Here is a 25,903-nt window from a genome sequence, read left to right as displayed (position 1 = left end):
GCTCAGCGCAAAATCAATACCGGCAACTGGGCTTTACGTAGCATTGCCGTGGTAGTGCTGCCAACCAATAGGTGACGAATGCGGGAGTGGCCATAGGCGCCCATTACCAGCATATCAATACTATGCTCCTGCTTATAGGTTCGCAGCGTCTCTTCCACTTCGCCCGCGCGAGTAGCCCCTTCGGCGGTGTGCCCGGCTTCGCGTAAGGTTTCCAGTGCCCAGTTTAACTGAGAGCGGTTTTCAGCCGTTTCCGCGCCCACAATCACCACGTGGCAGGTGGCGCCCTCAAACAGAGGACTTTTGGCCAGCATTTCCACACCTTTACGCGCAGTGTTGCTGCCATCGAACGCCATCATCACGTTGTGCGGCGCCGTAAACTGTTTAGGCACCATAAGAATCGGCCGACGCATTTCCCGTACCACACGCTCAAGGTTGGCCCCCAAATGCCCGCTTGCCTGATGCGCCTTCTCCCCACGCTTGCCCACTACCAGCAAGCGCACTTCTTTTTCATTCTCGACCAGTGTTTCCACCAGGGTGCCGTTGCGCTGTAAGCATTGTGGGTCAGCAATGCCAGCATTAATCGCCCGCTCTTTAGCGGCGTTTAGCAGCAGGCGGCCTCGCTCACGGGAAATTTTTGCGTGCTGCTCTTCAATGTCAGAGAGTTTTTCCAATAGGTGCTCCCGAGTACCTAATCCTAAATTTCCGGTTAAGTCGGGCTCGGCGAGCTGAGCATGGTTATCCACGGTATGAATAAAGCTGAGTGGAGCATTTAACGCTTTAGCAGCCCAGGCCGCATAATCACAAACGCCTTCTGAAAACTGAGAGCTATCGATAGCGGCCAACACGCGATCTGACATGAGTTACCTCTCCTTGAGCGGGTGCATTATTGTTATATTCTCCTCCTTTTCTACACGAACTCATTGACACGTGACACCCAAAAACGTACTTGATCCAACTTCTATTCTTCGCATGACTGCATGCTACACTTAGCGGCCTATTGAAATGGGCGCCTGGGGTAACGGTATGGAGTATGGCCTAATAAACGTACTGTTAGTCGCAATAGGCGGCGCGATAGGCGGCATGGGACGGTTTGCGGTATCAAATTTACTCGCCCGCTATTTAGGCAGGGCCTTTCCCTGGGGAACCCTGGCGGTTAACGCCAGCGGCGCCTTTCTCACCGGCTGGCTACTGGGCAGCCTAGGCATAGCCAGCGCTCCTTCCTCTTTATGGCTGTTTACAGTGACTGGTTTGCTGGGCGGCTACACCACCGTTTCCTCTTTTAGCTTACAAACTATAGAACTATGGCAGGAAGGCCAAACGTTGCGCGCCAGCATTAATATTGGCATCACATTGCTTCTGGGACTCGCCATGGTGACGCTTGGTTGGCTATTGTCAGGAACGATGCTGTCAGGGGCGAGCTTATGAGTGCCTGGAAAGCGTACCTTGCGGTGGGTATCGGTAGCGGTGTGGGCAGCGTTCTACGTTACGGCGTTTCGCTATTATCCCAGGCGACATTAGGGGGGTATTTTCCTTGGGGAACCCTCATCGTCAATGTACTGGGTTCTTGTTTAATCGGCTGGTTGGCTGCCACCCTCTCGCGCTTCCCTCACAGCCCGCTTGCGCGTCTGCAACCGCTACTGGTTGCCGGATTTTGCGGCGGGTTTACCACTTTTTCGCTGTTCAGCTTAGAAACGTTGTATCTGTTCCAACTGGGCCACGTGGGGCTGGCGCTAACCTATATACTGGTCAGCCTACCCCTGTGGTTAATGGCTGCCGTGATAGGTGAGCGGCTGGCGCTGGCTCGTTAGCCGGTACCAAACGGCCTCATTCATTACTCCACCCAGCTTACAGGTTATTCAGCATGCGCGATCAGATGGAAAAGTATCAGTCTTGGCTCTACCTGATATTCATTGGCTTGGGGTTAGCCTTAGGCACTGGCGCGCCGGAATTTGCTGAGCTGCTGGAACAGGCAGTATGGTCTTTATTAGCATTGCTGCTTTACGCCACCTTCACCCAGATTCCTCTGCTGCGTATTGCGACAAGCATTAAAGATAAGCGCTTCATGACAGCGCTGATGGTGGGTAACTTTATTGCTATTCCGACCTTTTTAGCGCTTTTCGTTGTGTGGTTACCGCTATCTCCCGCCGTACTGGCAGGCGTTCTGCTAGTACTGTTGGTGCCCTGTACCGATTGGTTTATCACCTTCACGCACTTAGGCAAAGGCGATAGTGCCAGGGCCGTTGCTGCCACACCCTTATTGTTGCTGGTGCAAATGGTCGCACTACCCGTTTATCTGTGGCTGTTTTTAGGCAGTGAGTGGTTTCAGCTAACATTTTCTAAAGAACTGCTGAGTGCGTTTACGGGCCTTATTCTTACGCCATTAGCGCTCGCCTGGCTGACCGAGCACCTTGCCCAACGCCACCGTGTGCTTAAACGCAACGTTACCTATCTGGGGCTACTGCCAGTGCCGCTATTGGCGTTAGTGGTGTTTATAATTGCCGCCTCTCAGGTCAACGCAGTATTTGGACTTAGCGAAGTACTGGCTCAGGTCGTTTTCATTTTTATCGGCTTTTTAATCTTCGCTGCGCTGCTGGGCAAAGGGCTGGGCAAGCTGTTTGCATTACCCACCACTAGCGCGAGAACCCTGGCCTTTAGCTTCAGCACACGCAACTCCTTTGTCATGTTGCCTATCGCGCTGACGCTACCCAGTGCATGGCAGCCTGCGGTGATGGTCATTGTATTCCAATCGCTGGTAGAGCTATTTGGCATGGTGGCTTTCTTACGCTGGGTGCCTAACAAGCTATTGCCAGAGCGAGCTGGCTAACTAACGCGGGAATACCCCCCAAGCACACCTTGCTTGCTCATCACGAACTGCCAGAGATGGATTTCCCTGGCCCGAAAGGCACCGGCGCAGCATAATAAGTAGTAGCGCCACATGCGATAAAACTCTTCACCATACTGGGCTTTAAACGTTGGCCAGTGAGCCTCAAAATTTTGATGCCAAGCCATTAGAGTACGGTCGTAATCAGCCCCAAAATTATGCACATCTTCCACAACAAAAAGCGCTTCAGCAGCGTCAGTGACTTTTCCTAGTGTAGGCAGTTCACCATTGGGAAAAATGTACTTATCAATCCACGGATCGGTGACCGTATTACTCAAATTTTTGCCAATGGTATGTAACAAAAAAAGCCCGTCATCTTTTAAGCAGCGGTTTGCAACGGTCATGAACTCGCGATAGTTTTTATGCCCCACATGCTCAAACATGCCGATACTGACAATGCGATCAAATCGCTCATTTTCATGTCGGTAATCCTGCAAACGGAACTCAACTGGCAAGCCTTTCTTGATCAGCCGCTGACCGAACTCTGCTTGCTCTTTTGAGATAGTAAGGCCTACGCATTCAACACCGTAATGCTCGGCGGCATAGGCCATAAAGCTACCCCAGCCACAGCCGATATCCAGCACCCGCATGCCGGGTTTTAGCTCAAGCTTACGACAAATCAAATCAAGCTTGGCTTCCTGGGCTTCGTCGAGGGTCTTGGCGTCTTTCCAGTAGCCGCAGGTATACGTCATGCGCTGATCAAGCATAGCGGCGTAGAAATCGTTACCAAGATCGTAATGCTTTTCGCCCACTTCCCATGCACGCTTAACTGTTTGACGGTTCAGCAGGCGTGAACGTAGCGAGTGATACATTAGCTGGGTAGGCTTAATACGCTGCCCGAGCTGGGCACGCATTAATCGGTAAAAAAGCTCGTCAAGCCGCTCAGCATCCCAATCCCCTTTCATATAACTTTCGCCAAGCCCAAGATTACCTCGCGAAAGGGCGCTATCGATAACGCCGGGTGCTTTTAGCTGTATGTCCCAAGGGCGACGACCATCCAGCTGAATATCGGCTTGGGCCAGCAACTCGACGACAAAACGGTGGGAAGGAGAGGCTTCATCGAACCCAATAGGGACAGTTCTCTCTAGGATAGGCATATTCAAGGCAGGCTCCCCGCATTTTCCCAGTGTAGTGATTGGAAATAACCTGACTATCAGCATAGAAGCGCATTGCAATATTAGCTTAGTTAAATAAGCTAACTTAACGCTGATTAAATACAAAAAAGCCGACACACTCAAGAAATGAGGGCCGGCTGCGGGGAAATAAGCAATGCGAGCTAAACGGTTATGCGCTACTGCTTAGTGAGCCTTAGCGCAGAATTAATACCGGTATGCGGCTACCACGTAGCATGGCCGTTGTGGTGCTACCTACTAGCAGATGACGAATACGGGAATGCCCATAGGCGCCCATCACCAGCAGGTCAATGCTGTACTCTTTTTCATAACCTTGTAGAGCCTCGTCCACCTCGCCAGCACGAATAGCGCCTTCTGCTTGGTGGCCCGCTTCGCGCAACGTACTTAAGGCCCATTCAAGCTCGGAGCGGCGTTCCGCCGTTTCCGCACCCACGATCAGCACATGGCACTCGGTGCCTGCGAAGAGCGGTGAACGGGCCAGCATTTCCACACCTTTACGGGCGGTTTTACTGCCATCAAAAGCCATTAATATTTTTTCAGGACGCTTAAAGGTTTTCGGCACCATCAGGATCGGGCGGTGCATTTCACGCACCACCCGCTCAAGGTTAGAGCCAAGATGGCCGCTCGCCTGGTGGGCGGTTTCACCGCGCTTACCCACCACCAGCAAGCGTACGTCTTTTTCAAGCTCTACTAACGTTTCAACCAGGGTACCGTTGCGCTGGCGAGTGATGGGATCGCTGACCCCATCTTCTATCGCCCGTGCTTTGGCAGCTTCCAACATTAGCTTGCCCTGCTCGCGATTTACCTTCGCGCGTTGCTCATCAAGCTCAGAAAGCTCTTTCATCAGCCTTTCGCGGGCACCGAAGTGCAGATTGCCGGAAAGATTCTGCTCTTCAGGGGCGTCGGAATGATTGTCGACCACATGCACAAAGGTTAACGGTGCATCCATGGCCAAGCTTGCCCAGGCGGCATAATCGCAGACGCCTTCGGAAAACTGGGAGCCGTCAATAGCGGCTAATACCTGATCTGTCATGTTGTGCTCCTTGCCTTTGTTAGTGGCCGCCCATCAACTTTTCAACCGCTTCGGGGTCGTCATGAACCGCATAGCGATCCACCACCGTCGCGCTGGCTTCGCTCAAGCCCACCATTTCTACCTCGGTCCCTTCACGGCGGAACTTGATGACGATCCGATCCAACGCCTGAACGGCCGTCACATCCCAAAAGTGAGCACGGGAAAGATCAATGGTCACTTTCTCGATACTTTCTTTGAGATCGAACGCAGCGGTAAAGCGTTCGGAAGAAGCGAAGAATACCTGGCCTACCACCTGATATTCACGCTCCTTGCCCGCTTCGATCTCTTTTGAACCAACATAAAGAATGTTGCCCACCTTGTTGGCGAAGAACAGCGCCGCCAGCAGCACACCGACAAATACGCCGATAGCCAAGTTGTGTGTGCTAACCGTTACCGCCACAGTAGCCAGCATGACGATATTGGTGCTTAACGGGTGTTTTTTCAGGTCACGAATCGACTCCCAACTGAACGTTCCAATCGATACCATGATCATTACGGCGACCAATGCCGCCATGGGAATCTGGGATACCCAGTCTGACAGAAAGACCACCATCAGCAGCAGCACCACACCGGCAATCAGTGAAGAGAGCCGCGTACGACCACCGGATTTTATGTTGATTACCGATTGACCGATCATGGCACAGCCAGCCATGCCACCTAGTAGGCCAGAGCCAATATTGGCAATACCCTGCCCCTTGCACTCGCGGTTTTTATTACTCGGTGTATCGGTCAGGTCATCCACAATGGTGGCAGTCATCATCGACTCGAGTAGCCCCACCACGGTCAACATTAACGCGTAGGGTAAAATGATCCATAGCGTTTCCAGGTTCAGCGGCACGCTGGGCCACAGGAAAACAGGCAGCGTATCGGGCAGTTCACCCATGTCGCCGACACTGCGGATATCCATCCCACTGATCATATAGACCGCGGTAAGCACCACAATGCAGACCAGCGGTGAAGGAATTGATTTGCCGATGACGGGTAAATAGGGAAATAGATAGATAATACCCAAGCCCGCCAACGTCATGGCGTAAACATGCCAAGTCACGTCGGTCAATTCCGGCAGTTGCGCCATGAAGATCAAAATCGCCAGCGCGTTAACGAACCCGGTGACCACCGAGCGCGAGACAAAGCGCATCAGATCGGCAAGCTTTAGATAGCCAGCCACAATCTGCAGCACACCGGTAAGCAGCGTTGCCGCCAGCAGGTATTCAAGGCCATGTTCGCGCACCAGCGTCACCATCAGCAGCGCCATGGCGCCGGTTGCCGCTGAGATCATGCCAGGACGACCACCGGTGAAGGCAATAATCACCGCAATACAGAAGGAGGCGTAAAGGCCAACTTTGGGATCTACGCCGGCAATAATTGAAAAGGCAATCGCCTCGGGAATGAGAGCGAGGGCAACAACGATTCCCGAGAGCGTGTCGCCTTTGATGTTAGAAAACCACTCTTGCTTGCTATAGAGAGACATTCAGTGAGTCCATGGATGAAGGTTAAAATTTTACAAACTCTCGACGCAACACAGTGGTACACGCAAAACGCGCGCTATGAGAGCGATAAGCCAGTGCTTGAGCAATCGAGGGGTCGGCCCGCCAATCGGCGGAAGAATGGCAATAGCATGCCGTAACGCCATGACAACGCAATTAACGTGTCTAGACGTATCGCTTGAAGAGGGGGAAACCTAGGGCGGAGTCATCAGCCCTGAAGTGGGTAGTGCTTGTGTTGAATTTGAAAGGGTCATTACCGTTATGCCTTGCTGTCAAAAGTACGCAACGTTAAATCGCGTTGTAATAAGCCGCCGTATTCTAGCAGCAATTATTGCTGACTGCACCCGTCCTACACCCTTTGCAGGGTGCCCTCTAGGTTCAATTTAACGTACCATTGCGCCACTAAACGAGACATTGATTCCCAACCTTTCACGTTGAAGCGGCACTATTTTTTTATCTAGAAGATAAGTGTCGAATAAGCCTTAAGCTAAAAGAGGAGCAGCACATGAGCCAATCTATTGCAGTCATCAAGGGCGACGGCATCGGCCCCGAAATTATGGATGCCACGCTGCGTGTCCTTGACGCGTTAGATTGTGGCTTAACGTACCAGCATATTGACGCGGGTTTAGGTGCCCTTGAAAAGCATGGCACGCTGATTCCCCAGGAATCGCTGGATGCCATTGAAAAATACGGCATTGCGCTTAAAGGCCCCCTCACAACGCCGATTGGCAAGGGCTTCTCCTCAATTAACGTACAGCTGCGCCGCCACTTTGATCTTTACGCTAACGTGCGCCCCGCTATTAGCTTCCCCGGCACTAAATCGCGCTACGACGACATCGATATGATCACCGTGCGCGAAAACACCGAAGGCGCCTATCTTTCCGACGGTCAGGAGATGATTGACGACGGCAATACCGGCATTTCAGTCATCAAAGTCACCCGCAAAGGGTCCGAGCGTATTGTGCGCTATGCCTTTGAGTTGGCTAAAAACAATGGCCGCAAAAAGGTCACCGCAGTACACAAAGCCAACATTATTAAAACCAGCTCTGGCTTGTTCTTGGACGTGGCCCGTGAAATAGCCAAAGAGTACCCTGAGATCGAGTTCCAGGAGATGATTGTCGATAACGCCTGTATGCAGCTGGTGATGAACCCACACCAGTTTGATGTCGTGGTCACTACCAACCTGTTTGGCGATATTCTCTCTGACCTATGCGCCGGGTTAGTCGGCGGCTTGGGCCTGGCCCCTGGGGCGAACATCGGCGAAAAAGCGGCGATCTTCGAAGCTGTCCACGGTTCAGCACCGGATATCGAAGGTAAAAACATCGCCAACCCTTGTGCCCTACTGCTGGCCGCTGCGCAAATGCTCGATCACTTGGGCATGAACGAAAAAGGCGACGCAATCCGCCAGGGTATTCGTACCGTGCTGGAAACCCGCCGCGACATGGTCACCCCCGATATGGGCGGAACCGGCAGCACCGATTCCTTTGCCCAGGCGTTAGTGGAGTATGTGCAAGGATAACCAAGGATAACGGCGCTCGCGCTTAACTACGCTCCAATGTCGTTAAAGCGGTAACGCAATAAGTGCAATGCATTGAGGGTGACCAGCACGGTCGCCCCAGTGTCGGCCATCACGGCGACCCACATTCCCGTAATTCCCATCGCTGTAGAGACCAAAAATAGCGCCTTAAAGCCAAGCGCCAACGCCACGTTGGTTTTAACGTTGCGCATGGTCGCCCGAGAGAGCGCGATCATTTCGGCAATCCCGCTTACCCGGTTCTTAAGCAGCGCGGCGTCGGCGGTTTCAAGTGCCACATCGGTGCCACTGCCCATCGCGATGCCCACTTCTGCCGCTGCGAGCGCTGGTGCATCATTAATGCCATCGCCTACCTTGCCTATTGGGCCAAGCCCTTGTGCTTGCCATTGGCGCACGCGCTGAGCTTTATCTTCGGGCATCAACTCGCCTTCTGCTTCAATGCCCAGTCGCTCAGCGATGACAGCTACACTGCGGGCATTGTCCCCACTGAGCATGATGGCTTGCACGCCCAAGCGCTCTAACGCTTGGAGGCCCTTGCGAGCATCTTCACGCGGCTCGTCCCGTAATGCGATGAGCCCTAAGGGGCGCTCGCCCTCAATCTCTATTTCTATCAATACGGCTAAACTTTTGCCCTGCGCTTCCAGCGCGGCAATGCGTGTTTCTACCTCATCGGAGCGCGGGGAGAAGCGCTGCAAGTAGCGTGGGCTCACCAGGATCAACTCACGCCCTTCCACCTGCCCGGCAACGCCCTGCCCTGCTAATGCTCGAGCACCTTGCACTGCCGGAATCTTTTCCCCCATCTGTTTGCGGGCATAGTCACTAATAATAGCGATGGCGAGCGGATGACTTGCCCCCTTTTCGAGAGCAGCGGCGAGTCGCAATACCTCGACGGCACTACCGTCAGCGGCAAGACTCTCCACATCAGTGACCGCGGGCGTGCCCGCCGTCAGCGTACCGGTTTTATCCAAGGCGACTCGTTCGAGCTTACCTAATTGCTCTAATACCGCACCGCCTTTCATTAATAAACCGTGCCGAGCACCTACCGATAACCCGGCAGCAACCGCTGCGGGGGTCGAGATTACCAGCGCACAGGGGCAAGCAATCAGCAGTAGCGCCAACGCGCGGTAGATGGATTCTGACCACAGCATCGTCGACACCAGCGGCGGTACGACAGCGACCAACAGCGCCACCCCAACCACCGCAGGCATATAGTAAAATGCAAAGCGGTCAATAAAGCGCGCGACCGGTGCTTTCGCCGCCTGAGCTTCTTCCACCAGTTTAATCACGCGGGCAATGGTGTTGTTTTCAGCGCTGCGGGTCACCTCGACCTCAAGCACACCATCTAGATTCACGGTACCGGCAAACACCGGCTCGCCCTCTTCCTTCTCCCGTGGCACCGATTCACCATTAACTGGGGATTCATCGATTGAAGAGTGTCCGGCAATAATGTTGCCATCACAGGGCAATCGGTCGCCGGGACGCACCTGTACCCGCTGGCCGGGCACAAGCGAAGCGGCGGCAACTTCGCGGGGTTCGCCCTGTTCCAGCAACCGTGCGGTAGAGGGTGTGAGTTGAGAAAGCGCTGAGATACTGCGACGCGCCTGAGCAGCGGCGACACCTTCGAGCATCTCGCCCACCGCAAATAGAAACACCACCACGGCCGCTTCGGCGGCTGCATTAATGGCAAGCGCCCCCAGAGCGGCAATACTCATCAACATTTCAATGGTGAAAGGATTGCCCATCTTAAGCGCCTGCCCAGCACGCTGAACAATAGGCACAAGGCCAACTACCGTCGCGGCGACAAATGGCCAAGTGCCCAGGCTAGGCCAAGCAAATTTAAGTACCCAGGCCAGTGCCAGCAGTGCACCACTGACAAGCACTAAACGCCCTTTAGGCGTACGCCACCATGGGGCAGATTCCTTCGCGCCAGGCGTGGCCGCCGACTCATCAATTACCTGATAGCCCAACGCAGTGATGGTCGACTCAATTTCAGCACGCTGAAGTGTTTTCCCAGGCGGTGCGGTTAACCGCACGGAGCCTGTGACGGAACTCGCGGAAACGTGCTCAACATGATTTAAGCGCGTTAGTGCGGATTCCACTTTACGTTCGCAGCCCCCGCAGTCCATGCCCTGCACGCGCAGGGTCGTCGGCGCAGCCGTTGTGGATGTTGTGTTACTCATCGCATAGAACTCCAAGTTCGTCTATCTTAGCGACAGCGTAATACCTATAGCGACTAGAGGTTCAAGCGATGAAAGATCACCCCCCACAGGCCACTAACACTGAGCGCTACATTGGCATTGGCGAACTGGCACGCGATTCAGGCTGCAAACCAGAAACGGTGCGCTATTACGAACGCATTGGCCTGCTGCCTGCAGCGCCCCGCAATGAAGGCAACCAAAGGCGCTATACGGCGTCGGCTATCCGTCGCTTGACGTTTATACGCCATGCGCGAGATTTTGGTTTTTCAGTTGAGGCGGTACGGGAGCTTTTACAAATGGCGGATTACCCCGCCATGCCCTGCGGTGAGGTAGACGCATTGGCAAAGCATCATCTTGCTGAAGTTGAGGCAAGACTCGCGCGGCTCACCGCGGTGCGCGATGAGCTTCAGCGAATGATTAACCAGTGTGCCGGTGGCAATATTGGCCATTGCCATATTATTGATGTGCTCAGCGATCATAGCCTTTGCCACCAGGCAGGCCCTCACGGCGGCGCGGATGTATTGCGCTAACGCTTGCTTAGCCCAGCCACACATCCAGGAAGAGCATAATTACCAATCCCATCGCCAGACCGAAGGTGGCTTTTTTCTGATGCCCACAGCGGTGGGTTTCGGGAATGATTTCGTGGCTGATCACATAGAGCATGGCGCCGGCAGCAAATGCCATCCCCCATGGCAGCAATACCTGGGAGACACTGACAATACTAGCGCCAAACAGGCCTCCGATAGGCTCGATTAGTCCGGTTAAGGCGGCAATCGACCAGGAACGCCACTTTGAATAACCCTCCCCCATTAAGGCAACCGCGACGGCCAGCCCTTCCGGAATATTCTGGAGACCGATACCGATCGCCAGTGGCATACCGCCCTCTAATCCATTGGCACCAAAGCCAACACCAACTGCCATGCCTTCCGGCAGGTTATGAATAGCAATGGCAAACACAAACAGCCAGACACGACGCAGTGAGGCGGCTTCCGGCCCCTCGCGGCCCTGTGTGAAATGCTCATGGGGAAGATATTCATTAAGCAGCGCAATCGCCCCCATGCCCAACAAAATAGCCGCGCAGACAATCGCAGCGGGTACCGGGCCACCCGCATAATAAATTTCCGCGGCATCAAGCGCTGGAATAATCAGCGAGAAGAACGATGCCGCCAGCATAACACCTGCAGCAAAACCCAGCGCTAGATCGCGAAACCCTCGGCTGGGTGCTTTACCAAGCAGCACTGGCAGTGCGCCCACAGCGGTAAGTAACCCGGCAGTTAAGCTGCCCAAAAAACCTAATAACAACGTATTTTCCATGGACAGCATAAACTCGGTTAGCATTTGAAAAGCATAGAAAGAAAAAGACACAGCGTAGTCTAACGCGGTACCAACGCGTACTTTAACGCACTAATACCTAATGAATAAATAACGATAGCCTTCATGGGCATGAGCTAAGTCCGTGCGCCAAAGGCAATTATCCTAGGGATCAACCTGCCTCTTACCGCCACGCTAGAGGGTTTTGAAGCAGTCGTGACGGTTTGGCCCAGCAAAACGAAACTGACAATCCGAGTCGTGAAGCTTATCGTCTTAGACTACGTTGAGATGAGCTACTTCAACCACCAACGGTATGTCGAGACGATATTTCCTAACTGGGGTAACAGGATGCTCACATCTCTCAATGATATTTCTCTCACGGTCGCTTTCGCTCTATTCGGCTTTTGCGCCGTTGTCATCGGCATCATCGGCACCCGGCTAACGCGGATTGTCGACGACCTCGCCGACCGTACTGGTCTAGGCGAGGCCATTGCGGGGGCTGTCTTACTTGGGATGGCTACCTCACTATCAGGCATTGTGGTATCTGTCACCGCTGCCTGGACCGATAAGCCTGAACTCGCGATGAGTAATGCTCTGGGCGGCATTGCAGTGCAGACTCTATTTTTAACAATTGCCGATATGGCGCATCGACGTGCCAATTTAGAGCACGCGGCAGCCTCGTTGGGAAACATAATTCAGGCGGCTCTACTGTTATGTTTGCTTAGTTTGTTGATGGTAGGGCGTTTTGCTCCTGAGTGGACAATCTGGCACGTACACCCTATTACGCCACTGTTATTTCTTTCTTACTTATTTGGCTTACGGCTGGTTAGGAGTTCCCAGGAGCATCCTATGTGGAGCCCCGCTAAAACTCGTGAAACGCGTGAAGACCAGCCCGATGAGACACCAGGAAAGCTGACATTGATGCGGCTATGGCTCATATTTCTGGGCCTTGCTTTTACAATTGGCATAACCGGCTGGCTGCTTGAACGCAGCGCTACGGTTATCGCGGAAGAAACGGGGCTTAGCCAAGCTGCCGTCGGCGTTCTGATGACCTCGATAGCAACATCGCTGCCTGAGCTGGTAACGACCGTCGCGGCCGTGCGCCGGGGGGCATTAACGCTGGCGGTCGCCGGCATTATTGGCGGCAATGCGTTTGACACACTGTTTGCCGCCGCGTCAGATGTGGCTTATCGAGGCGGCTCTATTTATCACGCAACGCCCGATCATGTAATGTTGTGGGTTTCCATCTCAGTACTAATGACTGGGGTGCTGATGCTGGGATTATTACAGCGACAAGAACAAGGACCTGGCCGTATTGGCTTTGAAAGCATGGCAATAATCGGCCTATACCTAGCAGGAATAGCCATGCTAATGGTGAACTAACAGCTCGCAAGGCAGCGCAGCTGTATACGAAAGGAGCGTTAACCGTGATTGGAAGTACGTTAGCAGGGATGGTGGGGGTCTTACTCATTTTGCTGGTGGTTTACGACGCCATTCGTACCACGCTATCGGTGTCCAGCTCAGGCGGCCCACTCACCAACCGGTTGGTGAGTGGCTTATGGTTTGTTCTGTTGGGTATTCACCGTCGGCAAAAAAGCCATGCCATGCTGTCCTCTGTGGGCCCATGGATAACCGTGACATTACTGATGACATGGTTTCTTGTCGCTTGGCTGGGTTGGTTTTTGCTATTTTGTAGTGCACCACAGGCGGTGGTGGTGTCCACTAAAAAGGCCACCGCTAGCTTAGTTGAACGCGCCTACTATACGGGCTATACCCTCACGACGCTGGGCTATGGTGACTATGTCCCAGGCACTGATGGTTGGCGAATTCCCCCCGTCATTGCAGCTGCTAATGGTTTTTTTCTTTTTACCCTGTCTATCACTTATATTCTCAATATCATCACAAATGTTATTCAGAAACGCCAAACAGCCTTGTCTATCAACGCACTGGGCAGGGATCCAAGGCAAATAATCGCCGCTACTAACGATGATGGAAAATTTGTAACGTTAGTAAGCCAACTTCAGCCGTTACAACAATCAATTAGTACGTTGGGTCAGCAGCATTTAGCCTATCCAATCCTGCACTATTACCATAGTGAGACGAGCAGCAAAGCGCTTTCGCTAGCTATCGCAAGGCTTTATCAAGCTATCGCCCTTATCTACTTTGCCAGTCCAAAGCTAGATACCACTACCCGTGAACAGTTATTAATCTCACAAAGGGCGCTTGAGCAATTTCTTGACACACTCGGCGGCACCTTTATCCAGCCTAACCATCATATTCCTAATATTCCTGAGCTTAACGGATATGCCGAATTACCTGGATTTGATAAATCGAGTACTGAAATGCATGACTATTTAGCGTCGCTGCCCTACCAGAAAATATTGGTAGCTTACGTCCAGAAGGATGGCTGGGATTGGAAGGACGTTTGGCAAGCAGAGCAAGCAGTAAAAAAGAATTAAGCGTAGCGCACTCGCCATCTTAAAATTGCTAACCCGTAATACCAAGCTCATTGCTCACGTTTAGCGTGAGCAATGTTGCTAAGCCCACACCTCCTCTCGCCCTCTCGTCAATGGCTACATCGCCAACCTCTCTTACCTAATCACCGCACAGCTCAGCGGCTGCCATAAACTCATCAATTATTAATTAAAAAACGCCACCTGTACTGCTTTGGTACAAAAAAGTGCTTTCATACCAAAATTCAATTACCCTTATATCTATACAAAACCTATACCAAAGAGAAAAAGGATAAATGTTAACCATTCAGCGTTTTTCATCTCATCATAGTGCCCTGATGCAACACACAGCCTGTATTTCCTTCACACCCGCTGGCGTGATTAAAGAAGCGAGCCCTCCCTTTTTAAAGACCATGGGATACACGCTTAGGGAGATTGCCGGCCAACATCACAGCATGTTTTGTGATGCCGCTGAGACAGCCACTCAGGCGTATCAGGATTTTTGGCGTGCTCTTGCTAGCGGCGAAAGCCGCCAAGGTACTTTTAGGCGTATAAATGCTCAGGGTAGCGATATCTGGCTGGAAGCTACCTACTTGCCGATAAAAAACCGGCGCGGCAGCGTCATTTCAGTGCTTAAAATTGCTAATGATATTACGGCAGCCCACCAGGAGGCAGAGCGCAAAAATGCCGTATTAGAAGCACTCGATAGCTCCATGGCGGTAATAGAATTTACCCCAAGCGGTGACATCCTTAATGCTAATTCGAATTTTGAGCGCACGATGGGTTATCGCAATGAAGAAATTGCAGGCGCACACCATCAAATGTTTTGTCCAGCTGACTTTTTCCAAACCAACCCAAATTTCTGGGAACGCCTTGCCCAGGGCGAGTACATGCAAGGTAAGTTTGAACGGATAAATTCTCATGGTGCCAGCGTCTGGCTTGAGGCTACCTATAACCCCATCCGTGATAGCCATGGCAATGTGGTAAAAGTCGTTAAATTTGCCACCGACATTACTCGCTCTGTTGAAGCAGCTAATTCAGCGACACGTGCCGTCACGAACGCCCAAAGTACGTCTTCTCAAACAGAACAGATTGCACAGAATGGACTTAGCCATTTACAGCGCGTTATGCAGGACTCTGAACAAGCGGCGCAAACGTTAGCAGAAGCGCAGCAGTTAATCGCCGCGCTTAATCAACAGGCGAAAAGCATCAATAGCATTACAGAATCGATTGCACAAATTGCCAATCAAACCAACCTGCTGTCTCTTAATGCTGCCGTAGAGGCAGCGCGGGCAGGCGAACAAGGCCGAGGGTTCGCGGTAGTCGCCAATGAAGTGCGTCGTTTAGCCAAAGGCTCAAGCGAAGCCGTTGCAGAAATTACCCGAGTGCTTAAAGAGAATAGTGCACTAGTAGAACGTACAACCCAATCTATGCAGCAGGTAGTCGAGCAAGGGAAATCGAGCCAAACCAGCGTAGGCGAAATTGAGATTATCGTGAATGAGATACTCTCCGGGGCCCGAAATGTTTCAAGTTCAATTGAGCAATTAGCGCTGGAATCCCCACGATGAACCAATAAAAAAGCCAGCACTTTAAGTACTGGCTTTGATGCTTACCGATACTGCCTTAACGTAGCGGTGTTTTGCGCAAATACGGCAGAACTGTTTCGTATTCGCCATATTTCTGCTTAGCGTCTTCATTAGAGACACTGGGCGGAATAATCACATCTTGGCCTACCATCCAGTCGGCCGGGGTAGCAACGCCGTGTTTTGCCGTGGTTTGCAGCGCATCCAGAGCGCGTAGAATTTCAGCAAAGTTACGCCCCACGGTCATGGGGTAGGTCATTGAAAGCTTCAACTGCTTATCCGGCCCGATAATAAATACCGAGCGAACCGTCGCGCTATCTGCTGGCGTGCGGCCATCGGGTAAGTAGGCGTCTTCAGGCAGCATATCGAAGAGCTTGGAAACAGTCAGACTATCGTCGGCAATGATAGGGAAATCAACATCGCTACCGCATACGTTTTTAATGTCTGTGCCCCAGCGTTTGTGGTCTTCCACGCCGTCTACCGATACACCGATCACCTTTGTGCTGCGTTTTTTCCACTCGTCGCTAAGGGTGGCAACGGCACCAAATTCGGTGGTGCATACCGGTGTGAAGTCTTTGGGATGCGAAAACAGAATTGCCCAGCTATCGCCAATCCAGTCATGAAACCGTATTGGCCCTTGGCTAGTCTCGGCTTCAAAATCAGGCACGACTGCATTGATACGTAATGACATACTTTCCTCCTTAATGGGCATTGAATGCCCTAATACCTTATATGACTTACAACACCCTCACTATAGATCATTCAGTGCTAAGACAGCCAGTGGTGGGACAATGTTCACTCTCGTCGCCAAGCGCGTATAAAAGCCTGGCTATCAAAAAGCAGAACGGCGCCCGAAGGCGCCGTTTTAGACCCAAAAACAGAGCCCCTCTTCTTAGGGGTTACTCACCTGTTTTGGCGTCTTTATCTTCCCGCTTAACGCGCTTTAACCACTGCTGCTTCGCGTAGTGGCGCAAATTAGCTACATTATCAGTCTCATCGACAATATCTTGGCCCAGAATGGTTTCGATGATGTCTTCAAGCGTAATCAAGCCCAAAAAGGTGCCGTGTTCGTCGTATATCACACGCATATGCAGGTGATCTTTAAGCATGGAAGTAAACACTTGCTCAACATTGTGAGAGATGTCCACGCTACCAATCGGGTGCATCAGCTCGCGCATCGTTTTGGCATCGTCTGCATGGTACATATCGGCTTTATGCACATAGCCAAACGCTTGCTCGCCGTTGTCCATTACCGGGAAACGCGTAAAGGGTGTTTTGCCATACTGCTCGTCGAACTCTGCGACGGTCATATCGGGCAGCACGGTGACACACACGGTACGTGGCGTCATTGCTTTACTTACAACAATATCGTGCAAGTTGAGCATATTGATAATGGTGCGTGACTCGTCCGCGTCCAGAACTTTTTCTTCGAGACCTACACGAGCTAGCACTTTAATTTCATCACGCAGGTCGACATCGTGCTCTGACTTACCCAGGCGGCGGGTGATCTGCTCCGACATCCAGATAAAAGGCAGCAAGCCAATGATCATCGGTTTTAAAAAGCGTGGCAAAAACGGGGACAGCCCACGCCAATACGTCGCGCCAATAGTCTTGGGAATAATCTCCGACAGGATCAGAATCAGCATTGTCATGACCGCCGAGACAATGGCAATAGAGGCCTCGCCAAACACCACTGCCGCTTGGGCACCTACCGCGGTTGCCCCGACGGTATGAGCAATAGTGTTGAGCGTCAAAATAGCCGCAAGTGGCCGGTCGATATTGGCTTTTAAGTGCGTAAGTGAGGCGTGCAACTTAGGATTATCTTCTTTCTGCTTAGCAATATAACTAGGCGTGATCGAAAGAAGCGCTGCTTCAAGGATAGAACATAAGAACGAAAACGCGATTGAAAGGGTAGCAATCGTGATTAAGAGAAACATGAGGGCCTAGAGTGATGGATTGTCTCCGGTTTATAGGGGCACCAGATAAGGAAGTCAATGGTTATCTATAACGCACTCGCCGACTCCGTTAACTGAATTTACGTCCTAAGCGGCAATGCGGTGCCAATGGCGATGAAGATGCCGCCACAGGTGCGGTTGAATCCTCGGCCGACGCGCTTCAACCAATGGCGAATTCGGTTGGCCAACTTGGCGAGTAAGCCCTCCACAGCACATTCGATCACGACAAAAGTGCCTGCTAGCACGAAATATTGCAGCATCAAGCTGCGCTGCGGATCGATAAACTGAGGGAGAAAGGCGCTGAAAAACAGCAGCACCTTGGGGTTGGTAACCGATGCCAAAATACCCTGACGATACAGCTGCCATCCGCTCGCTCGGCTTGCATTAATATCGATCTCACCGGTAATGGGCGGCGAGCGCCATACCTGAATACCCAGCCAGACAAGATAGGCCCCACCCAACCATTTTAATACCGTCAGCCAAACGACCGATGACTTGAGCAGCGCGCCAATGCCAAACATACATAGGACAATAATCAGCATGAAGCCCGTGGCACCGCCGACGATAGTGAACAGCGTTTTGCGACTGCCATGGAGCGCGCCGTGGGTCAGCGCCAGCAACCCGTTTGGCCCTGGCGAAAGCGAGAGGCCAATGCAGGCAATCAAGTATAAAAGCCACGTATCCAACACCATATCCATGCCTCGCCCATGAAAAATGCGCCTGTTGTACTAGCCGCCCAGCTTTAGTGAGCGCTTAGCATTCGTTGTTTTCTATTTTGTTGTTTTTTCATTTTATTGCAGTACTACCATTAAAAACGCCTCGCTGGATTACCTATCATCCAGGAGGCGTTTGGCTTGCTACGTTCGTACGGTTACAGAACGCTTAAGCGAATACCTCGGTCCACTCGTTGCGCTTGGCCAGCAGGTTACGGGCCAGTTCCTGAGCGCCTTCCAGGCTGTGGCTAGCGGCCCAGCCGCACTGCATTTCGTTGCAGGCGGGCACTTCTGTTGCGACGAGTACATCGTTCAAGGTTTGCTCGATGATGGTCAGCACGTCGTTATAGTCATCGTGGTTAATCATCGCGATATAGAAGCCGGTTTGGCAGCCCATGGGGCTGATATCGACCACTTTATCAGTATGATTGCGCGACAGCTCGGCCATCAAATGCTCAAGCGAGTGCAGCGCCGGCATCTCCATGTGGTCTTTGTTGGGCTGGCAGATCCGCAGGTCGTATTTGTGAATGCGGTCGCCATGCTGGCCTTCTTTAATGTCGGCTAAACGCACGTACGGGGCTTTTACCTTGGTATGATCCAGGTTAAAGCTCTCGACGTTCATCTTTTTATCGGTCATGTTAGCTCCTTTTTCCGTGTCGCTTTTCGTTTAGCTAGTTGGCCTATTTTACACGCTAGGGTTATACCTTGGGCGCGTCAAAATTCCATGGCTCATCGGTGTAAACGCACACGTTAGCATCTTCAATATCACCATCGGGCGATTCAACGTGTTTAGCGAAGAAGTCTTGAATCTCTTTGCGTTGACAGTGCGCTTCAAACTCTTCACGACTGGCCCAGATTTCATGAAAAACAATCGGGTAACCTGTGCCCTGTGCGTAAGGGTTGTCAATTTGACGTGTCACGGTGTAATGAATACAAGCATCTTCACGATGGGAATTCGGCTCAAGTGACTGAAGCGCTTTAAACACTGCTTCTTCTTTGCCTGGTTTGGGTTTAAAGCCAGCAATGCAGTAAATTTTTTCTGACATGCTCATATCCTAAATCGTTAAGCGTACAACATTATGCGGCTTGTCTAGGCAGGTTACCAACCTAACGAATAATGCGTTCAGCCAGTGCCTCTAAATCCGTGACTGTCTTATCAGGCTCAATACCCCATGGGTCAAAAGGCGATTCAGAACTACGACGTATCCAGGCGCTGCGTAATCCCGCGTGCGTGGCGCCAATCACATCAAATGGATTACTTGAAACTAACCACGTATGTTCCGGACGTGTCTCTAGGCGGCTGCGAAGATGAGCGTACACGGCAGGGTCTGGCTTAAAGCGTTTTACCTCATCCGCGCTTATCACGTCATCCATGTGGCTCTCAACGCCCGCGCGAGTCAGTAATTTTGAAACGGCGTCGGCAGTGCCGTTCGAAAACGCCACACAGCGTATGCCCGCATCGCGCAATTGATCCAGCGCGGGAACAACATCGTCAAACGCAGGTAGCTCACCATAAATCGCCATCAAGTGATCTTGGTCGTTATCGGAAAGACCGGTCTGAAGTGCCCGGTCAACGAAAACCAGCGCTTCGCGGGTACATTCAGAAAACGGTACATAAGCCCCCATCAGCCCATGACGAAAGCTGTACTCAAGCTGCTTCTCGCGCCAACGACGTGCAAATTCGCCTGCCTTATCAACATCCGTCAAGCGTCGTTCTAACTCGGTTGTCACTCCCTGAGTATCAATCAGCGTGCCGTAAACATCGAAGGCTAATACCGGTTGCATCGTAGGTGTCTCCTTTCAAACATTTGTGCATTGACTCTGCCTAAGCGTAGCGGGCCCATTAAAAACCTCCACATCCATTGCCCCTTTCAGAGCCAGGGAGGCTTGCTAATCAGCGCTTAAACAATCATGATTATCATTAGCGAATAAAGCACCTTATCATTCTATGACAACCACCAGCATGCACCTTTTAATTGTCGACGATGACCCTGTTTTAGGCGAGCAGTTAACGTCATTGTTAAGCCATCAGGGGTACCATGTAACCCACTGCATAGACGCAGAAAGCGGGCTGTTGCGCGCCCAGGCTGGGGATATTAATTTGCTGCTCTTAGATGTCCGGCTTCCCGGCATGAGTGGTCTAGAGCTATTAGCCACACTGCGCCAACAGGGGTCACTGCCAGTGTTAATGCTCAGCGCTTGCGGTGCGGAAGAGGAGCGTATCCGTGGCCTGCAAAATGGCGCGGATGACTATTTAGCGAAACCCTTCAATCCGATAGAGTTGAACTTACGCATCGAGGCGCTGTTACGACGTACGATCCAACAGCCTGTCACCCAAACCCAACGGTTAACGTTAGGCGCGCTTTCGCTGAACCAAGCAACGGCAGAAATAAATGTCGCTGGCAGCAGTGTGGAGTTAACACCGCTGCAGTTTCGCTTACTGTGGCTGCTGGCCCAGCATCGCGGCCAAACGCTGAGTAAAAGCTATCTTTATCATCGCCTTTTTCAGCGTGAATACAGCTCCTATGACCGCAGCTTAGATATGCACGTCAGCCGGATTCGCCGAAAACTAAGTAGCGCCGGATTTGATGCCCATCGGTTGCAAACCCAACACGGCAAAGGCTACTGCCTGCAATGAAGCAGCGCTTACTGTGGAAGCTTTGCGGCGTCGTCGCAGTGGGCGGCATTACCTTGGTACTCGCCACCTCACTGCTTGAAAAGTGGACCGAACGACAAATGAGCGTCATCGCTCCACAACACCAGCGCACCCTGGCTGCCTGGGGCGCGAAGGCAGAAGCACTCTACAACGCGGGCGATGAGGAGGCATTAGCGGCGTGGCTTGATGCACTGCAAGCCCAAGAAGACACCTGGGCGGCCGTGGTTACCTCTAATGTCACACCGCTAGCAGGTGGTACGCTCTCGGCACAATTCCAGGAAGGGTATCGGCTGGGACGATTGATCGAGTGGCCGATACATCTTTATTTTGCCGACAACCCCATCATGGATATCACTTTTGATGGGGGGTATCGCCACTTTTTAATCACCCTACCTCAGCGCATGCGCCCTGGCAGCCATCTAAATACGGTTATTTGGCTCGTAAATGGGCTGATTCCACTTTTAACGCTGCTCGCGATTGCCTGGCTGTTATACCGACACATTATGGGCCCGCTGCGCTACCTGCGTGATGCTACCCAGGCGCTGGCTGATGGGCAACCGCACTCAGCGGCCCAGCCCACGCGGCGAGACGATGAACTAGGCGAATTGATAGCCCGTTTTGATGGCATGGCGCTAAAAACTCAAGGCACTATCACTGCTCAGCGCCAGCTGCTCGCCGATCTTTCCCATGAAATTCGCGCTCCACTCACACGCCTTAGCCTGACAATTGGCCAAATGCGGGCATCTCCTGCTACATCCAGCCAGCTTACCCGGCTTGAACAGGAGAGCCAGCAGATGCGCCAGCTAGTCAATGATGCGCTCACGCTCGCCTGGTTAACCCATGAGGTCCCTAACCTTGAGAGCGATACCTTTGATCTGGTGGACCTGCTTGATGCACTCATTGATGACGTGCGCTTTGAATACCCCCGCCACCAGTGGTGTGTGTCGCTACCTGATAGCGCGCCGCTTCAAGATTCCAGTCAACGGGCGCTAGCCCAAGCGCTGGAAAACCTGCTGCGTAATGCCTGTCATTACTCAAGCTCTGTTTGTCAGACGCCAACGCTCTACCTCTCCCTGCGCCAGCAGAAGAATCACTACCAGCTCACACTGCGTGATAACGGCCCAGGCGTTGAGGAAGCACAGCTTGCGCACCTCTTTACACCTTTTTACCGCACTCCGGATGCACGTCAAACGCGCCCCGAGGGCACCGGATTGGGGCTTGCCCTTGCACTGCGTCAAATCAACGCCGTGCGTGGGGAGATCGCTACGCGCAACCACCGTGAGGGTGGATTGGAGCACACCATTACCCTCCCAAAGGACGCGGCGAACACGCAGCAGATGTAACAGTTGTAAAAACAGTAGCCAATCAACACCTCTCAAACGAGAATAATAATCAAATAGAAAAAAATTGGGAGCTTACTCGTTATCATGCAGCCTACCGCTCGTTTCCTTCGTCATTCGCTTAGCCTGACCGTTGCCGCTTTAATGAGCAGTACGGCGTTTGCTCAATCAACACAGCCGCTTGATACCGTCCAAGTAGTGGCCGACTCGCTTAATAACAGCGACAGTGTCGTAGAGGAAGATACACTAGAGCGCTACCAAGCAGAGGATCTTGGCGAGATTCTTGACCAAGAGCCGCAAGTCAACGTTGGCGGCTCGCTAGGCATTGCTCAGAAACTTTATGTGCGCGGCGTGGAAGACCCGCTGTTAAACGTGACTATCGACGGCGCTTCCCAAAGTGGCAGCCTGTTCCACCATACGGGACGCATAGGCGTAGACCCGGCGTTACTCAAGCGTGTGGAAGTGAGTGCAGGGGCTGGCCGCGCCACCGATGGCCCAGGGGCACTGGGCGGCAGCGTTCGCTTTGTCACCAAAGATCCCGACGACCTGCTGCGCGATGGAGAGCGTTTCGGTGGGCTGATCTCCGCTGGTGCCGGCAGCAACCCAGAGAGCTACCGGGTGAGCACCACGCTATTTGGCCGTTTTAACGACCAGTGGAGCGCGATGGGCACACTGGTAGAGCGCGACCAGCAGCGTTATGAGGATGGCAACGGCAACGAGCAGGCGGGTACCGAGGCTAACCAGCAGTTAGGTCAGCTTAAACTGCTTGGCGATTTCGGTGCTCAGCGCTTTACGCTGAGCCATGAATTGCGCCAGGACGAAGGCGAGCGTGCCCAGCGCCCCCAGTGGGTCGTTAGTGACTTCAACCGTCTCTACTCTCTGGATGCCGAGCGCCAAACCAGCACGCTCAACTACGGCCTGCGCCCCCAGGGACAAACATGGTTGGATCTTGATGCCACCCTTTACCACACCACCGCCGATGTGGAGCAAAACGTGGCGGATCGTTGGGGCCGCTACCTTGGTGAATCCGAAACCACCGGCGTTAGCATCGCTAACACCAGTCGCGTGGGTAACCATAAGGTCACTTATGGCCTCGATTACCGAGATGACGAAGTCACCGCGGGTTATGCCGAGAACCCAACGCAAGAGCGGGAAAGTGGAGAAATTGCCGGTGTCTTTATCCAAGATGACCTGCAGCTCACCGAGACGCTACGCGTGGGCGTGGGTGCCCGCTATGACCGCTACCGGTTAACCGACAATAGCGGCCTCTCCTATCGGGAAGATGACGTTAGCCCTAATATTGATGCCGAGTGGTCGGTGACCGACAGCGTGACGCTAAGCGCTGGTCATGCCCGCGCCTTTCGCGGCCCTAAAGCCCATGATGCCTTCAAGCTGGAAGGGGCTGCGAATTCACCCGACCTGCGCGGCGAGCAGGCTCGCAATAGCGAAGTTGCCGCTCGCTTTGAACAAGGGCCTTGGCAGCTCAGTGCCGAGCTTTATCGCTCCACCATTGATGATGTAATTGCCGACCCGTTAGGCCGACCGACGGTGTATCAAAATGTGGGCGACCTTGAGTCCGATGGCTATGTATTGAGCGTTGGTTATCAGTGGTCAGCGCTCTCGGCAGGATTAAGCTTCCACCACAACGATATCGAACTGAACGGCCAGCCGCTGACCGTTTACGAATACAACGGTATTGGTAACACCATCGGTGACACTTGGGCTGCCCATGTGGATTACCAGGTGAACAGCGATTGGCAGGTAGGCTGGCGTGGCCAGTTTGTGGAAGGCATTGGCGCACTGGATACCTCGGTCGGCACGATCAGCAAGCCGGGTTACGGTGTCCATGATGCCTACGTTCGCTGGCTACCGACCAGCAGTGAGGATTTAGCACTCACGCTCACCGTCAATAACCTGCTTGATAAGCAATATCTCAATCATGCCAGCAACGCCGACTTCGAGCATATTCCCGGCTACGAAGGCATTGTGGGGCTGGCCGAGCCAGGTCGCGACATACGCCTAGGTGTGAACTATCGCTTCTAGCACGCTCTCTTTTCTCACTCTTTATATAACAATGCCCGCTACGTTTAGCGGGCATTGATGCTTAGCAGTGTCAGCAGCGCTGTTAAACCGTAAAAACAGCTTCCTGCTGGCCCGTTTTCAGGTCGCCCGAGCGGGTTAGCTCATCGGTGACGCGGTCGATGGCGCGTTTGGCGCGGCCAATCATTTCGTCCACTTCACCACGATTGATGGTGAGCGGTGGCGCAAAGCCGAGGATATCGCCTTGGGGCATGGCGCGGGCAATCAGGTTCTCTTCCATCGCTGCTGCCGCCACGCGAGGACCCACTTTCAACGCAGGGTCGAAGTGCAGGCGCTGCTTGGCCTCTGGTGAGAATTCTAGTGCGGCCATTAAGCCAACACCGCGCACATCACCCAGCAGCGGGTGACCTTCGAAGTTAGCTTTCAATTGCTGCTGGAAGTAAGCGCCAGTTTCGGCGGCATTACCTACAAGATTTTCGCGCTCGATAATGTCGAGGTTAGCCAGCCCTGCCGCACAGCCCAGCGCGTGGCCGGAGTAGGTCCAGCCGTGGCCGATAGGGCCAAACTCACCGGTGCCCTGCTCAAGCACTTGCCAGACTTTCTCACCGACAATCACGCCAGAAAGCGGCTGATAAGCGCTGGTGAGGCCTTTGGCGATGGTGACCAGATCAGGTTTCATATTGTAGTGGTGGCTGCCGAAGTCAGAGCCGGTACGGCCAAAGCCACACACCACTTCGTCGGCAATCAGCAGCACGTCGTATTTGGCTAACACGGCTTGAATCGCATCCCAGTAGCCTTCCGGCGGCGGCACAATACCGCCGGTGCCCAGTACCGGCTCGCCGATAAAGGCGGCGACAGTATCGGGGCCTTCTTCCAGAATCATCGCTTCCAGCTTATTGGCGCAATAAGCAGAGAATTCAAGCTCAGTCATACCGTGCTGCTCAGCGGCACGCAGATAGTAGTGCGGCGCTTCGGTATGGCGAATGGTATCAATCGGTAGATCGAAGTGATCGTGAAACGCCTTCAGGCCAGTTAGTGAGCCGGAAGCGATGCCCGAGCCGTGATATCCCCGCATGCGCGAAATCACCTTTTTTTTCTGCGGGCGGCCCAGTACGTTGTTGTAGTAACGCACGATCTTGAGCTGGGTTTCATTGGCGTCCGAGCCGGACATGCCGTAGTAGACCTTTGACATGTTCATACCGGCGATCTTGAGGATACGCTCAGAAAGCTCGATCTGTGGCTCGTTAGAGTGGCCCACATAGGTATGGTAGTAAGAGAGTTCGAGCGCCTGCTTGTAAATTGCCTCAGCCACCTCGGTGCGACCATAGCCGATGTTGACGCAGTAAAGCCCAGCAAAGCCGTCGATAAACTCACGGCCGTCTTTGTCCACGATATTGATACCTTTGCCGCCGGTAATCACACGGCCCGGCGCATCGCCGTGGGCGAAGTCACGCAGGTGGGTAGAGGCGTGGAAAGTGACTTTACGATCGCGTTCGATCAAATCCTGATGCAAGCTCATAGCGTTCTCTCTGTACGATAAACCTCCC

General features: G+C 52.9%; 24 protein-coding genes and 1 pseudogene. 12 read left to right on the top strand and 13 right to left on the bottom strand.

The window, feature by feature from the left end; translation table 11 throughout:
• Positions 1–2 precede the first annotated feature (2 nt).
• Positions 3–857, bottom strand: a complete 855-nt coding sequence (locus tag ACUVOF_RS06090; RefSeq protein ID WP_447043491.1) for a universal stress protein — start codon at positions 855–857, stop codon at positions 3–5.
• A gap of 166 nt (positions 858–1,023) precedes the next feature.
• On the opposite strand from ACUVOF_RS06090, the gene crcB (ACUVOF_RS06085) reads away from it, so the two are divergent.
• Genes crcB (ACUVOF_RS06085) through ACUVOF_RS06075 form a run of 3 tightly spaced genes read left to right on the top strand, consistent with a single transcriptional unit; the run spans position 1,024 to position 2,824 of the window.
• On the top strand, positions 1,024–1,425 hold the full coding sequence (gene crcB, locus ACUVOF_RS06085) for a fluoride efflux transporter CrcB (protein WP_447043790.1): 402 nt from the start codon (positions 1,024–1,026) through the stop codon (positions 1,423–1,425).
• Positions 1,422–1,808 carry a fluoride efflux transporter CrcB gene (crcB, locus tag ACUVOF_RS06080; RefSeq protein ID WP_447043490.1) on the top strand — a complete coding sequence of 129 codons (387 nt, stop codon included), beginning with the start codon at positions 1,422–1,424 and terminating at the stop codon, positions 1,806–1,808. Before crcB (ACUVOF_RS06085) ends, crcB (ACUVOF_RS06080) begins: the two co-directional genes overlap by 4 nt.
• Before the next feature lie 53 nt (positions 1,809–1,861).
• The gene (locus tag ACUVOF_RS06075) at positions 1,862–2,824 is read left to right on the top strand and encodes an arsenic resistance protein (protein ID WP_447043489.1); all 963 of its coding nucleotides are present in this window, start codon (positions 1,862–1,864) and stop codon (positions 2,822–2,824) included.
• On the opposite strand, the gene cfa is transcribed toward ACUVOF_RS06075, so the two are convergent.
• The 3 genes from cfa to ACUVOF_RS06060 form a co-directional block, all read right to left on the bottom strand.
• On the bottom strand, positions 2,821–3,984 hold the full coding sequence (gene cfa / locus ACUVOF_RS06070; protein ID WP_447043488.1) for a cyclopropane fatty acyl phospholipid synthase: 1,164 nt from the start codon (positions 3,982–3,984) through the stop codon (positions 2,821–2,823). The two genes, ACUVOF_RS06075 and cfa, sit on opposite strands and share 4 nt — an antisense overlap.
• A gap of 205 nt (positions 3,985–4,189) precedes the next feature.
• On the bottom strand, positions 4,190–5,047 hold the full coding sequence (locus ACUVOF_RS06065; protein ID WP_447043487.1) for a universal stress protein: 858 nt from the start codon (positions 5,045–5,047) through the stop codon (positions 4,190–4,192).
• A 19-nt stretch (positions 5,048–5,066) separates the two neighbouring features.
• A complete protein-coding gene (locus ACUVOF_RS06060; RefSeq protein ID WP_447043486.1) occupies positions 5,067–6,557 on the bottom strand; it encodes a SulP family inorganic anion transporter in 1,491 nt (496 codons plus the stop codon).
• A gap of 521 nt (positions 6,558–7,078) precedes the next feature.
• Here ACUVOF_RS06060 and ACUVOF_RS06055 point away from each other — a divergent pair.
• The gene (locus ACUVOF_RS06055) at positions 7,079–8,092 is read left to right on the top strand and encodes an isocitrate dehydrogenase (RefSeq protein WP_447043485.1); all 1,014 of its coding nucleotides are present in this window, start codon (positions 7,079–7,081) and stop codon (positions 8,090–8,092) included.
• 26 nt (positions 8,093–8,118) lie between these two features.
• Here the strand turns inward: ACUVOF_RS06055 and ACUVOF_RS06050 are convergent, their stop codons facing one another.
• The gene (locus ACUVOF_RS06050) at positions 8,119–10,287 is read right to left on the bottom strand and encodes a heavy metal translocating P-type ATPase (protein ID WP_447043484.1); all 2,169 of its coding nucleotides are present in this window, start codon (positions 10,285–10,287) and stop codon (positions 8,119–8,121) included.
• Positions 10,288–10,355: 68 nt separating this feature from the next.
• Here ACUVOF_RS06050 and ACUVOF_RS06045 point away from each other — a divergent pair, with 68 nt between their 5' ends.
• Positions 10,356–10,835, top strand: a complete 480-nt coding sequence (locus ACUVOF_RS06045; protein WP_447043483.1) for a MerR family transcriptional regulator — start codon at positions 10,356–10,358, stop codon at positions 10,833–10,835.
• 7 nt (positions 10,836–10,842) lie between these two features.
• On the opposite strand, the gene ACUVOF_RS06040 is transcribed toward ACUVOF_RS06045, so the two are convergent.
• Positions 10,843–11,643, bottom strand: coding sequence for a ZIP family metal transporter (locus ACUVOF_RS06040; protein ID WP_447043482.1), 801 nt, complete (start codon positions 11,641–11,643; stop codon positions 10,843–10,845).
• Between the two features lie 321 nt (positions 11,644–11,964).
• On the opposite strand from ACUVOF_RS06040, the gene ACUVOF_RS06035 reads away from it, so the two are divergent.
• The 4 genes and pseudogenes from ACUVOF_RS06035 (at position 11,965) to ACUVOF_RS06020 (ending at position 15,637) form a co-directional block, all read left to right on the top strand.
• On the top strand, positions 11,965–12,999 hold the full coding sequence (locus ACUVOF_RS06035) for a sodium:calcium antiporter (RefSeq protein WP_447043481.1): 1,035 nt from the start codon (positions 11,965–11,967) through the stop codon (positions 12,997–12,999).
• 251 nt (positions 13,000–13,250) lie between these two features.
• On the top strand, positions 13,251–14,075 hold the full coding sequence (locus tag ACUVOF_RS06030; protein WP_447043480.1) for a potassium channel family protein: 825 nt from the start codon (positions 13,251–13,253) through the stop codon (positions 14,073–14,075).
• Positions 14,076–14,365: 290 nt separating this feature from the next.
• A pseudogene (locus tag ACUVOF_RS06025) lies at positions 14,366–15,091 on the top strand (PAS domain-containing protein); the annotation flags it as partial.
• Between the two features lie 105 nt (positions 15,092–15,196).
• Positions 15,197–15,637, top strand: a complete 441-nt coding sequence (locus ACUVOF_RS06020; protein WP_447043789.1) for a methyl-accepting chemotaxis protein — start codon at positions 15,197–15,199, stop codon at positions 15,635–15,637.
• Positions 15,638–15,692: 55 nt separating this feature from the next.
• On the opposite strand, the gene ACUVOF_RS06015 is transcribed toward ACUVOF_RS06020, so the two are convergent.
• From ACUVOF_RS06015 to ACUVOF_RS05990, 6 genes are all read right to left on the bottom strand, one after another.
• The gene (locus ACUVOF_RS06015; protein ID WP_447043479.1) at positions 15,693–16,343 is read right to left on the bottom strand and encodes a peroxiredoxin; all 651 of its coding nucleotides are present in this window, start codon (positions 16,341–16,343) and stop codon (positions 15,693–15,695) included.
• Between the two features lie 208 nt (positions 16,344–16,551).
• The gene (locus tag ACUVOF_RS06010; protein WP_447043478.1) at positions 16,552–17,589 is read right to left on the bottom strand and encodes a CNNM domain-containing protein; all 1,038 of its coding nucleotides are present in this window, start codon (positions 17,587–17,589) and stop codon (positions 16,552–16,554) included.
• Positions 17,590–17,687: 98 nt separating this feature from the next.
• Entirely contained in the window at positions 17,688–18,305 is a 618-nt protein-coding gene (locus ACUVOF_RS06005) for a LysE family translocator (protein ID WP_447043477.1), read from the bottom strand.
• A gap of 184 nt (positions 18,306–18,489) precedes the next feature.
• Positions 18,490–18,957: an S-ribosylhomocysteine lyase gene (locus ACUVOF_RS06000; protein WP_447043476.1), complete on the bottom strand. Its 468-nt coding sequence runs from the start codon at positions 18,955–18,957 to the stop codon at positions 18,490–18,492.
• A gap of 61 nt (positions 18,958–19,018) precedes the next feature.
• Complete coding sequence (locus ACUVOF_RS05995) at positions 19,019–19,366, bottom strand: putative quinol monooxygenase (RefSeq protein WP_447043475.1); 348 nt, start codon at positions 19,364–19,366, stop codon at positions 19,019–19,021.
• 61 nt (positions 19,367–19,427) lie between these two features.
• Positions 19,428–20,105, bottom strand: a complete 678-nt coding sequence (locus ACUVOF_RS05990) for a haloacid dehalogenase type II (RefSeq protein ID WP_447043474.1) — start codon at positions 20,103–20,105, stop codon at positions 19,428–19,430.
• A gap of 163 nt (positions 20,106–20,268) precedes the next feature.
• Here ACUVOF_RS05990 and ACUVOF_RS05985 point away from each other — a divergent pair, with 163 nt between their 5' ends.
• The 3 genes from ACUVOF_RS05985 to ACUVOF_RS05975 all read left to right on the top strand — a co-directional run bounded on the left by ACUVOF_RS05985 (position 20,269) and on the right by ACUVOF_RS05975 (position 24,359).
• Entirely contained in the window at positions 20,269–20,958 is a 690-nt protein-coding gene (locus tag ACUVOF_RS05985) for a response regulator transcription factor (RefSeq protein WP_447043473.1), read from the top strand.
• Complete coding sequence (locus ACUVOF_RS05980) at positions 20,955–22,319, top strand: histidine kinase sensor domain-containing protein (RefSeq protein WP_447043472.1); 1,365 nt, start codon at positions 20,955–20,957, stop codon at positions 22,317–22,319. Before ACUVOF_RS05985 ends, ACUVOF_RS05980 begins: the two co-directional genes overlap by 4 nt.
• An 84-nt stretch (positions 22,320–22,403) precedes the next feature.
• Positions 22,404–24,359 carry a TonB-dependent receptor domain-containing protein gene (locus ACUVOF_RS05975; RefSeq protein ID WP_447043471.1) on the top strand — a complete coding sequence of 652 codons (1,956 nt, stop codon included), beginning with the start codon at positions 22,404–22,406 and terminating at the stop codon, positions 24,357–24,359.
• An 82-nt stretch (positions 24,360–24,441) separates the two neighbouring features.
• On the opposite strand, the gene ACUVOF_RS05970 is transcribed toward ACUVOF_RS05975, so the two are convergent.
• Positions 24,442–25,875 carry an aminotransferase gene (locus ACUVOF_RS05970; protein ID WP_447043470.1) on the bottom strand — a complete coding sequence of 478 codons (1,434 nt, stop codon included), beginning with the start codon at positions 25,873–25,875 and terminating at the stop codon, positions 24,442–24,444.
• Positions 25,876–25,903: the final 28 nt, after the last annotated feature.

Source organism: Vreelandella sp. H-I2 (genome assembly GCF_052959335.1).
Note: the sequence above shows the minus strand (reverse complement) of the source record. Positions and strands in the feature narration are given on the sequence as shown.

What these genes read in the sequence shown, in the direction of transcription:
- ACUVOF_RS06020 (WP_447043789.1), top strand. Translation starts at nt 15,197, where the DNA reads ATGCAGGACTCTGAACAAGCGGCGCAAACGTTAGCAGAAGCGCAGCAG.
- ACUVOF_RS06000 (WP_447043476.1), bottom strand. Translation starts at nt 18,957, where the DNA reads ATGACCGATAAAAAGATGAACGTCGAGAGCTTTAACCTGGATCATACC.
- ACUVOF_RS06060 (WP_447043486.1), bottom strand. Translation starts at nt 6,557, where the DNA reads ATGTCTCTCTATAGCAAGCAAGAGTGGTTTTCTAACATCAAAGGCGAC.
- ACUVOF_RS06005 (WP_447043477.1), bottom strand. Translation starts at nt 18,305, where the DNA reads ATGGATATGGTGTTGGATACGTGGCTTTTATACTTGATTGCCTGCATT.
- crcB (WP_447043790.1), top strand. Translation starts at nt 1,024, where the DNA reads ATGGAGTATGGCCTAATAAACGTACTGTTAGTCGCAATAGGCGGCGCG.
- ACUVOF_RS06090 (WP_447043491.1), bottom strand. Translation starts at nt 857, where the DNA reads ATGTCAGATCGCGTGTTGGCCGCTATCGATAGCTCTCAGTTTTCAGAA.
- ACUVOF_RS06075 (WP_447043489.1), top strand. Translation starts at nt 1,862, where the DNA reads ATGCGCGATCAGATGGAAAAGTATCAGTCTTGGCTCTACCTGATATTC.
- ACUVOF_RS05980 (WP_447043472.1), top strand. Translation starts at nt 20,955, where the DNA reads ATGAAGCAGCGCTTACTGTGGAAGCTTTGCGGCGTCGTCGCAGTGGGC.
- ACUVOF_RS06035 (WP_447043481.1), top strand. Translation starts at nt 11,965, where the DNA reads ATGCTCACATCTCTCAATGATATTTCTCTCACGGTCGCTTTCGCTCTA.
- crcB (WP_447043490.1), top strand. Translation starts at nt 1,422, where the DNA reads ATGAGTGCCTGGAAAGCGTACCTTGCGGTGGGTATCGGTAGCGGTGTG.
- ACUVOF_RS05985 (WP_447043473.1), top strand. Translation starts at nt 20,269, where the DNA reads ATGACAACCACCAGCATGCACCTTTTAATTGTCGACGATGACCCTGTT.
- ACUVOF_RS06050 (WP_447043484.1), bottom strand. Translation starts at nt 10,287, where the DNA reads ATGAGTAACACAACATCCACAACGGCTGCGCCGACGACCCTGCGCGTG.
- ACUVOF_RS06055 (WP_447043485.1), top strand. Translation starts at nt 7,079, where the DNA reads ATGAGCCAATCTATTGCAGTCATCAAGGGCGACGGCATCGGCCCCGAA.
- ACUVOF_RS06015 (WP_447043479.1), bottom strand. Translation starts at nt 16,343, where the DNA reads ATGTCATTACGTATCAATGCAGTCGTGCCTGATTTTGAAGCCGAGACT.
- ACUVOF_RS05995 (WP_447043475.1), bottom strand. Translation starts at nt 19,366, where the DNA reads ATGTCAGAAAAAATTTACTGCATTGCTGGCTTTAAACCCAAACCAGGC.
- ACUVOF_RS05970 (WP_447043470.1), bottom strand. Translation starts at nt 25,875, where the DNA reads ATGAGCTTGCATCAGGATTTGATCGAACGCGATCGTAAAGTCACTTTC.
- ACUVOF_RS06045 (WP_447043483.1), top strand. Translation starts at nt 10,356, where the DNA reads ATGAAAGATCACCCCCCACAGGCCACTAACACTGAGCGCTACATTGGC.
- ACUVOF_RS05975 (WP_447043471.1), top strand. Translation starts at nt 22,404, where the DNA reads ATGCAGCCTACCGCTCGTTTCCTTCGTCATTCGCTTAGCCTGACCGTT.
- ACUVOF_RS05990 (WP_447043474.1), bottom strand. Translation starts at nt 20,105, where the DNA reads ATGCAACCGGTATTAGCCTTCGATGTTTACGGCACGCTGATTGATACT.
- ACUVOF_RS06010 (WP_447043478.1), bottom strand. Translation starts at nt 17,589, where the DNA reads ATGTTTCTCTTAATCACGATTGCTACCCTTTCAATCGCGTTTTCGTTC.
- ACUVOF_RS06065 (WP_447043487.1), bottom strand. Translation starts at nt 5,047, where the DNA reads ATGACAGATCAGGTATTAGCCGCTATTGACGGCTCCCAGTTTTCCGAA.
- ACUVOF_RS06040 (WP_447043482.1), bottom strand. Translation starts at nt 11,643, where the DNA reads ATGCTAACCGAGTTTATGCTGTCCATGGAAAATACGTTGTTATTAGGT.